Source organism: Streptomyces sp. NPDC059201 (assembly GCF_042754585.1).
Classification (GTDB): Bacteria; Actinomycetota; Actinomycetes; order Streptomycetales; family Streptomycetaceae; genus Streptomyces.
In genome coordinates, this window is the sequence record NZ_JBHZBB010000015.1 from 108,762 (window position 1) to 122,357 (window position 13,596).

The 13,596-nt window shown below is 70.3% G+C and carries 10 protein-coding genes and 1 tRNA gene; 5 read left to right on the top strand and 6 right to left on the bottom strand.

From position 1 onward, the window contains the following. Positions 1 to 56: 56 nt before the first annotated feature. Positions 57 to 887 (top strand): META domain-containing protein, encoded by an 831-nt coding sequence (locus tag ACFXMG_RS35315; RefSeq protein ID WP_383813995.1) that lies wholly within the window; start codon positions 57 to 59, stop codon positions 885 to 887. Here ACFXMG_RS35315 and ACFXMG_RS35320 read toward each other — a convergent pair. Further along, on the bottom strand, positions 881 to 2,266 hold the full coding sequence (locus ACFXMG_RS35320) for a sulfatase (protein WP_383813993.1): 1,386 nt from the start codon (positions 2,264 to 2,266) through the stop codon (positions 881 to 883). The genes ACFXMG_RS35315 and ACFXMG_RS35320 overlap by 7 nt on opposite strands. A gap of 70 nt (positions 2,267 to 2,336) precedes the next feature. Beyond that, positions 2,337 to 2,429: a putative leader peptide gene (locus ACFXMG_RS35325; protein WP_321193170.1), complete on the bottom strand. Its 93-nt coding sequence runs from the start codon at positions 2,427 to 2,429 to the stop codon at positions 2,337 to 2,339. Positions 2,430 to 2,734: 305 nt separating this feature from the next. On the opposite strand from ACFXMG_RS35325, the gene purF reads away from it, so the two are divergent. Together purF and purM are read left to right on the top strand one after the other, a co-directional pair. Beyond that, entirely contained in the window at positions 2,735 to 4,261 is a 1,527-nt protein-coding gene (gene purF, locus ACFXMG_RS35330; RefSeq protein ID WP_383813991.1) for an amidophosphoribosyltransferase, read from the top strand. A gap of 45 nt (positions 4,262 to 4,306) precedes the next feature. Beyond that, positions 4,307 to 5,401, top strand: a complete 1,095-nt coding sequence (purM, locus tag ACFXMG_RS35335; RefSeq protein WP_383813989.1) for a phosphoribosylformylglycinamidine cyclo-ligase — start codon at positions 4,307 to 4,309, stop codon at positions 5,399 to 5,401. A 155-nt stretch (positions 5,402 to 5,556) separates the two neighbouring features. Here the strand turns inward: purM and ACFXMG_RS35340 are convergent, their stop codons facing one another. Both ACFXMG_RS35340 and ACFXMG_RS35345 read right to left on the bottom strand, forming a co-directional pair. Further along, entirely contained in the window at positions 5,557 to 5,811 is a 255-nt protein-coding gene (locus ACFXMG_RS35340; protein WP_043224752.1) for a DUF3073 domain-containing protein, read from the bottom strand. Positions 5,812 to 6,099: 288 nt separating this feature from the next. Next, entirely contained in the window at positions 6,100 to 7,203 is a 1,104-nt protein-coding gene (locus ACFXMG_RS35345; RefSeq protein ID WP_383813987.1) for a Leu/Phe/Val dehydrogenase, read from the bottom strand. 137 nt (positions 7,204 to 7,340) lie between these two features. Between ACFXMG_RS35345 and ACFXMG_RS35350 the strand changes: the two genes are divergently transcribed. Beyond that, positions 7,341 to 8,195 (top strand): hypothetical protein, encoded by an 855-nt coding sequence (locus ACFXMG_RS35350; RefSeq protein WP_383813985.1) that lies wholly within the window; start codon positions 7,341 to 7,343, stop codon positions 8,193 to 8,195. Between the two features lie 546 nt (positions 8,196 to 8,741). Then, the gene (bldC, locus tag ACFXMG_RS35355; protein ID WP_003949541.1) at positions 8,742 to 8,948 is read left to right on the top strand and encodes a developmental transcriptional regulator BldC; all 207 of its coding nucleotides are present in this window, start codon (positions 8,742 to 8,744) and stop codon (positions 8,946 to 8,948) included. Positions 8,949 to 9,435: 487 nt separating this feature from the next. On the opposite strand, the gene ACFXMG_RS35360 is transcribed toward bldC, so the two are convergent. Both ACFXMG_RS35360 and hrpA read right to left on the bottom strand, forming a co-directional pair. Continuing rightward, a tRNA-Asp gene (locus ACFXMG_RS35360) sits at positions 9,436 to 9,509 on the bottom strand. A gap of 85 nt (positions 9,510 to 9,594) precedes the next feature. Beyond that, positions 9,595 to 13,581, bottom strand: a complete 3,987-nt coding sequence (gene hrpA / locus ACFXMG_RS35365) for an ATP-dependent RNA helicase HrpA (RefSeq protein ID WP_383813983.1) — start codon at positions 13,579 to 13,581, stop codon at positions 9,595 to 9,597. Positions 13,582 to 13,596 lie beyond the last annotated feature (15 nt).

Below are 13,596 nucleotides of genomic sequence, written 5' to 3' on the forward strand. Positions count from 1 at the left end.
GAACCCCAACGGCTTGAGCCCGGGAACCCGTCGCGGCCCGGCCGCGTCCCATCGCCATGCCGAAGCCGCGCAGCACCCTCGCCGCCGCCGTCCTGCTCGCCGCCCTCGCCTCCCTCACCGCCTGTGGACAGGGCGGGTCCGGGGCCGGTTCCGGGGGCGGCGGCGCGGGCGATCCCGACCTCCCCCTCTCCGGCACCCACTGGACGGTCGGCGCGGTCACCGTCGACGGCAGCCGCTCGGCGGCCCCGGCCGGAGCCCGCGTCGACTTCACCGGCGAGGGGCGCGCCCAGGGCAGTACCGGCTGCAACCGCTTCGGCGCGACCGCCGAGGTGGCGGCCACCACCGTCACGGTCACGCGGAACGAGGTGACCGAGATGGCCTGCCCCGGCGACCGGCAGCGCTTCGAGACCGCCTTCCTCGCCGCCTTCACCGGCCCCCTGAAGGGCACGCTGGACGGCGGGGCGCTCACGCTCGCCTCCTCCGACGGCACCAAGAAGGTGGAGCTGACCGCCGAACCGTCCGTCCCGTTGCGCGGCACCACCTGGAAGGTCGACGGCCTGGTCTCCGGCGACACCGCCGCCTCCCTCCCGGCCGGCGCGGAGGGCAAGGCCCGGCTGGTGATCGGCGCCGACGGGCGGGTCAGCGGCAACCTCGGCTGCAACGACTTCTCCGCGACGGCGAAGGTCGACGAGGGGGCCCGCACCCTCACCGTCGAGGGCCCGGCCGCCACCACGCGGATGATGTGCTCCGGGCCGCAGATGACCCTGGAGACCCGGCTCTACGACCTCCTCGACGGGCCCCTCACCTTCCGCCTCGACCACCGGACCCTCACCCTCACCGACGGCTCGGGCCAGGGCCTGACGGCGGTCGCCGCCGAGGCTCAGTAGCGCAGCAGCCCCGCGTCCACGCGCTCCCAGGCCGCCCGCAGCTCGGCCAGCCGCGCCTGCTCGAAGGGCGCCCGGTCGGCCTGCTCGCGGGCGTCCTCGGTGAGGTGGAAGAGCTGGTCGCGGCCGTTCCTGCCCCGGTAGTACTTCCACGCGCCGCGCCGCAGCGCCCGCTCGCCGCGGACCCGCCAGAAGAGGTCCCGCTCGGGCACGTCCTCGCCGCGCAGCAGGTGCCCGGCGAGGCTGGTGCCGTCGAGGGGGTACGCGGGGTGAGGGCGGGCCCCCGCCAGTTCGAGGAGGGTCGCCGTCCAGTCGGGCGTGAACACGGGCACGTCGCTGACCTGGCCGCCGTCGATCCGGGCGGGCCAGCGCAGGACGGAGGGGACGCGGATGCCGCCCTCCTGGAGGGAGCCCTTGTTGCCGGCGAGGGGCCAGTTGTAGGAGAAGCGCTCGCCGCCGTTGTCGCTGGCGAAGAAGACGAGGGTGTCCTGCTCCTGGCCGGAGCGCCGCAGCGCCTTCAGGACCTGCCCGATCGAGCGGTCGAGGTCCTCGACCATCTCCTTGTACTTCCCGATCGAGCCGCCGTCCTGGTGCCAGAGGGCGGAGCGGTCGCCGGCCTCGATCCGGCGGACGATCTCGGCGCTCGCCTCCTCGTCGCCGTCGGCTATCCACGGCCAGTGCGGGGTGGTGAAGTTCAGGTTCAGCAGCCAGGGCTTCTCGTGCTCGCGGCTCACGTACTCGCTCGCCCGCTCGGTGAGGATCCGCGTGTAGTAGCGCAGGTCCTTGTACGCGGCGTCGCCCTCGTAGAGGTCGTACTCGCCGCCGAGCCCGAGCTTGGAGTAGTACTCCAAAGCGCCGCCGAAGTTGCCGAAGAACTCGTCCCAGCCGGACTTGGTGGGGGAGTAGTCGGGGAGGTAGCCGCAGTGCCACTTGCCGATCAGGGCGGTGGCGTAGCCGGACTCCCGGAGCCGCGAGGCGAGCGTGGGGTGGGTGGGGTCCAGGCCGACGGACTTGTCGGCGATCGGCTCGGCGAGCCCGCCCCTCGTACGCCCCGGGTAGCGGCCGGTGTAGAGGCTGAAGCGGGTCGGGGAGCAGGTGGCGGAGCCCGAGTAGGCGTCGGTGAAGCGGACCCCCTCGCGCGCGAGCCGGTCGAGGTGCGGGGTCCGGATGTGCGGGGAGCCGTACGAGGAGAGGTCGGCCCAGCCGAGGTCGTCGCCCAGGATGAAGAGGATGTTCGGCCGCCGGGAGTGACGGCGCGGCCGCGCGGCGCGGAACGGCCGCTCCTCGGCGGCGGCCGCGGCGGGCGCGGTTCCCAGGGCGGCCGCAGCGGCGGCACCGGCGGCGGCCCCGCCGAGAGCACGACGGGACAGGGGCGTGGGCATACGGAACTCCAGCGGGAGCGAAGAAGAAAAGGGGAGGGAGAAGAGAAAGAAAAGAAAGAAGGTGCGGCGCTCAGGCGCGGCGACAGCCGGCGCTCGCGACACGGACGAGGTCCACGTGTCGGCGCTGGACGAGGGTGACCGAGCGGTCACGCGAGGGCTGCATGAGCCAGGAGCCTCGTCGAGAGGCGGGGGTGCGTCAACGCCCCGAAGCCCGGTCCACGCGCGTAGTTCGCGTGATCGAAACGCTGCGGAAATCCCCGGGGACTGCGTTCTGCGTCACATCGCGGGGCGGATCGGGGGGTGGTACGAGCGTCCGCCCGAAGGGGCCGGGCCGGGCGGAACCCTTCCGGCGCCTGCCTTGTAGGGCCCTCCAAGTACATGACGATCTTTTGGTGTGATCGTACGAGTGCCGTCCGGGCCGCATTCCCCAATTCGGACCAGTGGTCGAGGTCCCCTAGACTCGAAGACGTGCCACGTGGTGACGGTCGACTCAATCACGACCTGCTTCCCGGTGAGAAGGGCCCCCAGGACGCTTGTGGCGTCTTCGGTGTCTGGGCTCCGGGTGAAGAGGTCGCAAAGCTCACGTACTTCGGGCTCTACGCCCTCCAGCATCGGGGCCAGGAATCCGCGGGAATCGCGGTCAGCAACGGCTCCCAGATCCTCGTCTTCAAGGACATGGGCCTCGTGTCCCAGGTCTTCGACGAGACCTCTCTCGGTTCCCTCCAGGGTCATATCGCGGTCGGTCACGCCCGCTACTCGACCACCGGTGCCTCCGTGTGGGAGAACGCCCAGCCGACCTTCCGGGCCACCGCCCACGGGTCGCTGGCGCTCGGTCACAACGGCAATCTGGTGAACACGGCGCAGCTGGCCGAGATGGTCGCCGACCTTCCCAAGAAGGACGGGCGCGCCACCCAGGTCGCCGCCACCAACGACACCGACCTGGTCACGGCGCTCCTCGCCGGCCAGGTGGACGAGGACGGCAAGCCGCTCACCGTCGAGCAGGCCGCCGCGAAGGTCCTCCCCGAGGTCCGGGGCGCCTTCTCCCTCGTCTTCATGGACGAGCACACGCTCTACGCGGCCCGTGACCCGCAGGGCATCCGCCCGCTGGTCCTCGGCCGTCTGGAGCGCGGCTGGGTAGTCGCCTCGGAGTCCGCCGCCCTCGACATCTGCGGCGCCAGCTTCGTCCGCGAGGTCGAGCCGGGCGAGCTGATCGCGATCGACGAGAACGGCATCCGTACCTCGCACTTCGCGGAAGCGAAGCCGAAGGGCTGTGTCTTCGAGTACGTGTACCTGGCCCGTCCCGACACGGACATCGCCGGCCGGAACGTGTACCTCTCCCGCGTCGAGATGGGCCGCCGCCTCGCCAAGGAGGCCCCCGTCGAGGCCGACCTGGTCATAGCGACGCCCGAGTCCGGCACCCCCGCCGCCATCGGCTACGCGGAGGCGTCCGGCATCCCCTTCGGCGCCGGTCTGGTGAAGAACGCCTACGTCGGGCGCACCTTCATCCAGCCCTCGCAGACCATCCGCCAGCTCGGCATCCGGCTCAAGCTCAACCCCCTCAAGGAAGTCATCAAGGGGAAGCGGCTGGTCGTCGTCGACGACTCGATCGTCCGCGGCAACACCCAGCGGGCCCTGGTCCGGATGCTCCGCGAGGCCGGCGCGGCCGAGATCCACATCCGGATCTCCTCCCCGCCGGTGAAGTGGCCGTGCTTCTTCGGCATCGACTTCGCCACCCGCGCGGAGCTGATCGCCAACGGCATGTCGATCGACGAGATCGGCAAGTCGCTCGGCGCGGACTCGCTCTCGTACATCTCCCTCGACGGGATGATCGAGGCGACCACCATCGACAAGCCGAACCTCTGCCGTGCCTGCTTCGACGGCGAGTACCCGATGGAGCTGCCGGACCCCGAGCTGCTCGGCAAGCAGCTCCTGGAGACGGAGCTGGCCGCCGGCCCCGCCGCCACCGCGGCCGCCGACGCCCTGCGCCGTCCGTGAGACCCCGCTGCACACCCGCAGTACACGACACGAAAGTTCTCCAGCATGCCTGCTGAATCTTCTGAGCGTGCTCCGCACGCGGGCACCGGTGCCAGCTACGCCTCTGCGGGCGTCGACATCGAGGCGGGCGACCGCGCCGTCGAGCTGATGAAGGAGTGGGTGAAGAAGACGCAGCGCCCCGAGGTCCTCGGTGGCCTGGGCGGCTTCGCCGGCCTCTTCGACGCCTCCGCCCTCAAGCGCTACGAGCGTCCGCTGCTCGCCTCGGCCACCGACGGCGTCGGCACGAAGGTCGACATCGCCCGCCAGATGGGCGTGTACGACACGATCGGCCACGACCTGGTCGCCATGGTCATGGACGACATCGTCGTCTGCGGCGCCGAGCCGCTCTTCATGACCGACTACATCTGCGTGGGCAAGGTCCACCCCGAGCGGGTCGCCGCCATCGTGAAGGGCATCGCCGAGGGCTGTGTCCTCGCCGGCTGCGCCCTGGTCGGCGGCGAGACGGCGGAGCACCCGGGCCTCCTCGGCCCGGACGACTTCGACGTGGCCGGCGCGGGCACGGGCGTCGTCGAGCACGACCGCCTGCTCGGCGCCGATCGCATCCGTACGGGGGACGCGGTCATCGCCATGGCCTCCTCCGGGCTTCACTCCAACGGGTACTCGCTCGTCCGCCACGTGGTCTTCGACCGCGCCGGCATGCGTCTCGACCAGCGGGTCGAGGAGCTGGGCCGGACGCTGGGCGAGGAGCTCCTGGAGCCCACCCGGATCTACTCGCTGGACTGCCTGGCACTCACCCGGACCACCGAGGTGCACGCCTTCAGCCACATCACCGGCGGCGGTCTCGCGGCCAACCTCGCCCGGGTGATCCCGGACGGCCTGCACGCCACCGTGGACCGCTCCACGTGGGCCCCGGGCGCGATCTTCGACCTCGTCGGCACCGCCGGCCAGGTGGAGCGCCTGGAGCTGGAGAAGACCCTCAACATGGGCGTCGGCATGATGGCCGTCGTCCCCGCCGAGTCGGTCGACGCCGCCCTCACCACGCTGGCCGACCGCGGGCTCGACGCCTGGGTCGCCGGCGAGATCACCGAGCGCGGCGCCAAGGACTCCGGCGCGGAGCTGGTCGGCGACTACGCGAAGTAGTCACCGGAGAGACGAAGAAAGGGGCACTCCGCCGGGCGGGGTGCCCCTTCCTCGTGTCCGTGACCCTGAACCGTCCCTGAACCGCCCAGACGGCCCCTGAGCAGCACGAAAACTCGGTCCGGGTTGTCCTGGACCGAGTTCCGGCTTTCAGAAGGTCAAGCGCGACGCTGCGACGACTGCGGACCGGACTCGTCGTCCTCGTCCTCGTCGTCCGTGTTGTAGAGATCCGCGTACTGCGCGTACGGGTCGTCTTCCTCGTCGTCGTCCTCGAACGGCTCGCCATTCGGCGGCTGGCTCGAAGTCGAAGCGCCCAGCTCATTGGCCAGACGCGACAGGTCAGTCCCGCCGCTGCTGTACTTCAGCTGGCGGGCGACCTTGGTCTGCTTGGCCTTTGCCCGGCCGCGCCCCATGGCTCGACCCCCTCGGTGACGGGGCTCGCTGGCCCCAGAGTCTTGACACGCGTTCATGATGCGAAACGGGCTCTCGGTGGAGAGACCGGTCCGTAGGGCTTCAACGGTACCTGTTTCCTCGGGTCTACGGTACGCCGCGCGCATCACATACCCCGGTACAGAACCATCGAGGTGCCCTTTCCTCGCTGGTCAATCGCGATTTTAACCTCTTCTTGAGGGCCGACCCGCCGACCGGCGTGAGCGAAGTCTCGCGGACGGCGGGCCGGTCACTCCCCGTGAGCGGCCTGCTCAGCCGCGCCGGGCCTCCGCCATCCGCTGCTCGGCGATGCGGTCGGCGGCCGCGGCCGGCGGAATGCCGTCCGCCTTCGCACGTGCGAAGATCTCCAGGGTGGTGTCGAAGATCTTCGTGGCCTTCGCCTTGCAGCGGTCGAAGTCGAAGCCGTGCAGCTCGTCGGCGACCTGGATCACGCCACCGGCGTTCACCACGTAGTCGGGCGCGTAGAGGATGCCGCGCTCCACGAGGTCCTTCTCGATGCCCGGGTGCGCGAGCTGGTTGTTGGCCGCGCCGCACACGATGCCCGCCGTGAGGAACGGGACCGTCTCCTCGCTGAGCGCGCCGCCCAGCGCACACGGCGCGTAGATGTCCAGGCCCTCGACGCGGATCATCGCCTCGGTGTCCGCGACCACGGTCACCTGGGGGAACTTCTCGGTGATCCGGCGGACCGACTCCTCGCGGACGTCGGTGATGACGACCTCGGCGCCGTCCTCCAGGAGGTGCTCGACGAGGTAGTGGCCGACCTTGCCGACGCCGGCGACGCCGACCTTCCGGCCGCGCAGGGTGGGGTCGCCCCACAGGTGCTGGGCGGAGGCGCGCATGCCCTGGAAGACGCCGAAGGCGGTCAGGACGGAGGAGTCGCCGGCGCCGCCGTTCTCGGGGGAGCGGCCGGTGGTCCACCGGTTCGTGCGCGCCACGACGTCCATGTCGGCGACGTAGGTGCCGACGTCGCAGGCGGTGACGTAGCGCCCGCCGAGGGAGGCGACGAAGCGGCCGTACGCGAGGAGGAGCTCCTCGCTCTTGATCTGCTCGGGGTCGCCGATGATCACGGCCTTGCCGCCGCCGTGGTCGAGCCCGGCCATGGCGTTCTTGTAGGACATGCCGCGCGCGAGGTTGAGGGCGTCGGCGACGGCCTCGGCCTCGGTGGCGTACGGGTAGAAGCGGGTGCCGCCGAGGGCGGGCCCGAGGGCGGTGTTGTGGAGGGCGATGACGGCCTTGAGGCCGGTGGCGCGGTCCTGGCAGAGCACGACTTGCTCGTGGCCGCCCTGCTCGGAGTGGAACAGGGTGTGCAGAACGTCAACGGGGGCGCCAGTTGCGGTCACTGTGGTGACTCCCAAATCGGTGCGGCGGAGAGGCCCCCCTGCGGGTGGGGGAGGACTCATTGCGCCATGAGATTAAGTCCTACCTGGGCGTAGGTAGGGCGGAGTGGGCCGGATCACCCCCTCGCGGAGTACCCGCGTGGAAGGATCGCGACATGTCGGTCGACTCCACCGTGCTCGTCCCGTACGCCTCGTACCTGCGGGTGTACGAGCCGCTGGCCGCGTTCCCCGAGCCGGAGCGGACCCACTGGTCGCGGTACGCCCGCCGGCCGCGCACTCCGGGGGCCCAGGACGAGCTGCGGCGCTCGCTGGCGGACCTGGTGCCGGTGCCGCCGGTCCCGGTGCCGGTGCACGAGAGCGGCGAGGCGTTCGTGGCGCACCTGGACGGGGTCGTGGTCGTCTGCCCGTGGCGGACCCGGCTGCGGGGCTGGCTGGCGCTGCGGGACCTGGTGGCGGGCGGGGGGCTGCCGGGGCCGGTCCTGGACGCGATGCTGCCGCCGGTGGTGCGGGAGCAGGTGGAGGCGGACCACGAGCGGTGGCGGGAGCGGAACCCGGACGCGCGGCCGTGGATCCGGACGGCGGTGTGGCAGGTCCCGCTGCGCTGGTTCGCGCTCTTCGGGGACGAGGAGCGGGTGTACGAGCCGGGGGACCGGGCGGCGGGGCGGGCGCCGGTGCTGCGCTACCGGACGACGATGGCGCAGGCGCGGCGGCGGCTGGCGCGGGCGCTGCGCGCGCTGCGGGACTCGGTGGACGAGGGGTCGATGACGCAGGGGCTCACGGACGTGGGCCGCTGGCTGGAGGAGTTCCATCCGCGGGCGCTGGTGGAGCTGGACTACGGCGGGCTCGTGCACGCGGTGGCGGAGGAGCGGCTGGCGGCGGACCGGTCGGCGGCGGACGTGGCGGAGGGGCTCGCGGCGCTGCGCTCGGGGGACGACGAGACGGCCGGTGAGGTGTACGCCCGGCTGGCGGAGCGCTGGCGGGCCGTCAGGGACCTGCGCCACGCGAATTGACATAGGTCGGGCAACTTCGTCAGGTCTGCATGGACAAGTCAGGTCCCGGCGGGGTAAATGATCTTCATGGTGTCTGGCCGGATCGGTCTGGCCGGATCCGTCGGGACGTTGGTCCTGAACCGGGCCTTTGGCTCAAGGGTGACGGACAGCACTAAACGCACCCTTGCGTCGATCGCCCACCCTCGTGCCAAAATAGGACAAGGAGTCCGGGGAGGGTTCCTTCCGTCCAACTTTGGGCGGAACGCTCAGCATTGCACTCTATGGGGGGTCTGAGGACTCCTGATCGCTCTGTGACTGATCGTCACAGCGGCGTGACTGTCCGTTATGGCATGGTCAGTCGACTTCCGCCACTGATGAACACCTGCGAGGGCAATTCCATCGGTTTGGCCGACGTGGCTGGACGGATGGTGTAGTTGTAGTGCCGAGGACAAGCCGTTCGTCCTATAACCGACTCGACCCGCTTCTGCCATTTCGGGCAAGGCGGGTCAAGGTGCAGAATTTAGAGGAAAGAACCGAGAAGGTTCGGTTCTCCCGAGGAGGCCGCTCATGACCGCTCGCACCCCTGATGCCGAGCCGCTGCTGACCCCTGCCGAGGTCGCCACGATGTTCCGCGTGGACCCGAAGACGGTGACCCGCTGGGCCAAGGCCGGCAAGCTCACGTCCATCCGCACCCTGGGTGGGCACCGCCGGTACCGCGAGGCCGAGGTTCGCGCTCTGCTGGCGGGCATTCCGCAGCAGCGCAGCGAAGCCTGAGGCTTCGGAGACGCACGCAACACCCGCAACACCCCGCAACACCGGGCCCGTCCGGATCCCCCAATCCGGTCGCCCATCCCACAGCTCTGCCGGCGGTTCCTGCCCCAACAGGCCACCGTCACCGATCGCGCTGGACTCCGCCGGGTCCGGCGCGTTCGGCGTTTCCGGACACCCCGGCCGCCGCTCCCGCCCCCGGTGGCACCCCGGGCGGTGGTGCAATTGCACATATTAAATTGAGCCGTTGTAGGAGTGGTGTAAACGAGGGGGTTTCTGAAGGACTTTCAGTGACTCCCGTCACACTGCCGAAGGCTTGCCACTGAACAGCCTGCCACTCCGGGATCGTCCCCCAACCCGCCGTTGGTCACCGGACCGTGGGACTAAGGTCCCCCGTTCGAGTGGAACTGAACCCGCGCCGGCGCACGACGAACCCGTGCCCAGGCATGACGAAGAAGGCCCGCATCGAGACGATGCGGGCCTTCTTTCAAAGCGACTCTGACGGGACTTGAACCCGCGACCTCCACCTTGACAGGGTGGCGAGCTAACCAACTGCTCCACAGAGCCCTCGCAGCCGGTCTTCCGTGGCTGCGAGAAGAACTGTACAGCAGGTCAGCGGTCTGGTCGAACCCACCGCCCGCTCGCCTCCGGCCTACCGCGCCGGCCCCGGAACCGCCGCGTCGATGGCCTTCACGATCCGCTTGTCCGACACCGGATGGGCCGTGCCCAGCGCGTGCGCGAAGTAGCTCACCCGCAGCTCCTCGATCATCCAGCGGATGTCCGTGACCTCGGACGGCACCGGCCGCCCCTTCGGCAGCTGCTCCAGGAGCCACGCGTACTCGTCGAGCATCTCGTGGACCTTCTCCATGCGGGTGGTGTCCCGCTGGACCCCGGTCGGCATCTGCTGGAGCCGCCGGTCCACGGCCACCAGATAGCGCATCAGGTCCGGCAGCCGCTTCAGGCCTGTACGGGTCACGAAACCGGCCGGCATGAGCCACGAGAGCTGCGTCCGCACGTCCTGGAGGTTCGGCAGCAGCGCGGGGCTCGTGGTGGCCTTCAGGCGCCGCTCGCACGCCTGCCAGGCCGCCAGGACCTGCTGGACCTGGCCCACCGTGCGGATGGTCAGCTCCACCAGGTCGGCGCGGACCTTGTCGTACAGCTTCCGGAAGGACTCCTCGTCCCACACCGGGCCGCCGTGGTCGGCGATCAGCCGGTCGGCGGCGGCGGTGGCGCAGTCGTCGAAGAGCGCCTGGATCGAGCCGTGCGGGTTGGCCGACAGGGCCAGCTTCTGCTGGTTGGTGAGCTTGTCGGAGGCGAACTTCGCCGGGTTCACCGGGATGTTCAGCATGATCAGCTTCCGGGTGCCCCGCCACATCGCCCGCGCCTGCTCGGCCTCCGAGTCGAAGAGCCGTACGGCGACGGTGTCGCCCTCGTCGACCAGCGCCGGATACGCCTTCACCGGCTGGCCGCCCCGCTTGGTCTCGAAGACCCTCGTGAGCGTCCCGATCGTCCAGTCCTTCAGCCCCGAGCGCTCCAGGGAGGGACCGGAGCCGTCCGGGCCCGCCGTCGCCGCCTGGGCGGCCTTGGAGAGCGCCTGACGGGCCTTGGGGCGCAGCGTGAGGCGCAGCGTCTCCAGGTCCTTGTCCTCGGCCAGCTTCCGGCGCCGCTCGTCGACGATCCGGAAGGTGATCTTGAGGTGCTCGGGGACCTTCGCCCAGTCGAAGTCCTCGGGGGTCAGCGGGACGCCGACCATCCGCTGGAGCTCGCGCGCCAGCGCCGTCGTCAGCGGCTCCTGGACCGGCACGACCGCGTCCAGGAACCGGCCGGCGTAGTTCGGCGCGGGCACGTAGTGGCGGCGGATCGGCTTGGGGAGGGACCGGATCAGCTCGGTGACGACCTCTTCCCGCAGACCCGGGATCTGCCAGTCGAAGCCCTCGTCCGTCACCTGGTTCAGCACCTGGAGCGGCACGTGGACGGTCACGCCGTCCGCGTCCGCGCCCGGCTCGAACTGGTACGTCACCCGGAACTTGAGCGCGCCCTGCCGCCACGAGTCCGGGTAGTCGTCCTTGGTGACGGCCCCGGCCTTCTCGTTGATGAGCATCTCGCGCTCGAAGTCGAGGAACTCCGGTTCCTCGTGCCGCTTGTGCTTCCACCACGAGTCGAAGTGGGCGCCGGACACGACGTGTTCGGGGACCCGCTTGTCGTAGAAGTCGAAGAGCGTCTCGTCGTCGACGAGGATGTCCCGGCGGCGGGCCCGGTGCTCCAGCTCCTCGACCTCGGTGAGCAGCTTGCGGTTGTCGGCGAAGAACTTGTGGTGGGTGCGCCAGTCGCCCTCCACCAGGGCGTTGCGGATGAACAGCTCGCGGGAGACCTCGGGGTCGATCCGCCCGTAGTTCACCTTGCGGTCGGCGACGATCGGGACGCCGTACAGCGTCACCTTCTCGTACGCCATGACCGCCGCCTGGTCCTTCTCCCAGTGCGGCTCGCTGTACGTCTTCTTCACCAGGTGCTGGGCGAGCGGCTCGACCCACTCGGGCTCGATCCGGGCGTTCACCCGGGCCCAGAGGCGGGAGGTCTCCACCAGCTCGGCGGACATCACCATCCGCGGGGCCTTCTTGAAGAGCGCCGAGCCGGGGAAGATCGCGAACTTGGCGTTCCGCGCGCCCAGGTACTCGTTCCGGGTGCCCTCGCGCTTGCCGTCCTTCGCGCCGCCGTCCTTGTTCTCCTTCACGTCCTTCAGGCCGATGTGGCTGAGGAGACCGGAGAGGAGGGAGACGTGGACCGAGTGCTCAGGGGCGTCCTCCTCGTTGAGGTGGATCCCCATCTGCTTGGCGACCGTACGCAGCTGGGCGTAGATGTCCTGCCACTCGCGGATGCGCAGGAAGTTCAGGTACTCCTGCTTGCACATCCGGCGGAAGGACGAGGAGCCGCGCTCCTTCTGCTGCTCGCGGACGTACCGCCACAGGTTGAGGAAGGCGAGGAAGTCGCTGGTCTCGTCCTTGAAGCGGGCGTGCTGCTGGTCGGCCTGCGCCTGCTTCTCGGAGGGCCGCTCGCGCGGGTCCTGGATGGAGAGCGCGGCCGCGATCACCATGACCTCGCGGACGCAGCCGTTCTTGTCGGCCTCCAGGACCATCCGGGCGAGCCGGGGGTCGACGGGCAGCTGGGAGAGCTTCCGGCCCTGCTCGGTGAGGCGCTTCTTCGGATCCTTCTCGGCCGGGTTCAGCGCGCCGAGCTCCTGGAGGAGCTGCACGCCGTCCCGGATGTTGCGGTGGTCCGGCGGGTCGATGAAGGGGAACTTCTCGATGTCGCCGAGGCCGGCCGCGGTCATCTGGAGGATGACGGAGGCCAGGTTCGTACGGAGGATCTCGGCGTCCGTGAACTCCGGACGGGTCAGGAAGTCGTCCTCCGAGTACAGCCGGATGCAGATGCCGTCGCTCGTACGGCCGCAGCGGCCCTTGCGCTGGTTGGCGCTGGCCTGCGAGACCGCCTCGATCGGCAGCCGCTGCACCTTGGTGCGGTGCGAGTAGCGCGAGATGCGGGCGGTGCCCGGGTCGATCACGTACTTGATGCCGGGGACGGTCAGCGAGGTCTCGGCGACGTTCGTCGCGAGGACGATCCGGCGGCCCGAGTGCGCCTGGAAGACCCGGTGCTGCTCGGCGTGCGAGAGCCGGGCGTAGAGCGGCAGGATCTCCGTGTTGCGCAGGTTCCGCTTGAGGAGCGCGTCCGCCGTGTCGCGGATCTCGCGCTCACCGGAGAGGAAGACCAGGACGTCACCGGGGCCCTCCGCCTGGAGCTCGTCCACGGCGTCGCAGATCGCGGTGATCTGGTCCCGGTCGGACTCCTCGGAGTCCTCCTCCAGGAGGGGCCGGTAGCGGACCTCGACCGGATACGTACGGCCCGAGACCTCGACGATCGGGGCGTCGCCGAAGTGGCGGGAGAAGCGCTCCGGGTCGATGGTCGCGGAGGTGATCACGACCTTGAGGTCGGGGCGCCGGGGGAGCAGCTGGGCCAGATAGCCGAGCAGGAAGTCGATGTTGAGGGACCGCTCGTGGGCCTCGTCGATGATGATCGTGTCGTACGCGCGCAGCTCGCGGTCCGTCTGGATCTCGGCGAGCAGGATGCCGTCGGTCATCAGCTTCACGAAGGTCGCGTCGGGGTTCACCTGGTCCGTGAACCGGACCTTCCAGCCGACGGCCTCCCCGAGCGGGGTCCTCAGCTCCTCGGCCACGCGCTCGGCGACCGTGCGGGCGGCGATCCGGCGGGGCTGGGTGTGCCCGATCATGCCCCGGACGCCCCGGCCCAGCTCCAGACAGATCTTCGGGATCTGGGTGGTCTTTCCGGAGCCGGTCTCACCGGCGACGATCACGACCTGGTGGTCGCGTATCGCCTCCAGGATCTCGTCCTTCTTCTGGGAGACCGGGAGCTGTTCGGGATAGGTGACGGCGGGCACGCGGGCGGCGCGCCCGTCGACGCGCTCCTTGGCCTTGGCCGCCTCTGCGGCGATCTCGTCCAGGACGGCCTCGCGGGCCTCGGGCTTGCGGATGCGGCGGGCGCCTTCGAGACGACGACCGAGCCGGTGGGAGTCCCGCAGCGAGACCCCGGCCAGGACGGACTGGAGGGCGGCGAAGGAAGTAGACATACGGAATCCAGGATC

What these genes read in the sequence shown, in the direction of transcription:
- hrpA (WP_383813983.1), bottom strand. Translation starts at nt 13,581, where the DNA reads ATGTCTACTTCCTTCGCCGCCCTCCAGTCCGTCCTGGCCGGGGTCTCG.
- ACFXMG_RS35340 (WP_043224752.1), bottom strand. Translation starts at nt 5,811, where the DNA reads ATGGGGCGCGGCCGGGCAAAGGCCAAGCAGACCAAGGTCGCCCGCCAG.
- purM (WP_383813989.1), top strand. Translation starts at nt 4,307, where the DNA reads ATGCCTGCTGAATCTTCTGAGCGTGCTCCGCACGCGGGCACCGGTGCC.
- bldC (WP_003949541.1), top strand. Translation starts at nt 8,742, where the DNA reads ATGACCGCTCGCACCCCTGATGCCGAGCCGCTGCTGACCCCTGCCGAG.
- ACFXMG_RS35350 (WP_383813985.1), top strand. Translation starts at nt 7,341, where the DNA reads ATGTCGGTCGACTCCACCGTGCTCGTCCCGTACGCCTCGTACCTGCGG.
- ACFXMG_RS35325 (WP_321193170.1), bottom strand. Translation starts at nt 2,429, where the DNA reads ATGCAGCCCTCGCGTGACCGCTCGGTCACCCTCGTCCAGCGCCGACAC.
- ACFXMG_RS35320 (WP_383813993.1), bottom strand. Translation starts at nt 2,266, where the DNA reads ATGCCCACGCCCCTGTCCCGTCGTGCTCTCGGCGGGGCCGCCGCCGGT.
- ACFXMG_RS35315 (WP_383813995.1), top strand. Translation starts at nt 57, where the DNA reads ATGCCGAAGCCGCGCAGCACCCTCGCCGCCGCCGTCCTGCTCGCCGCC.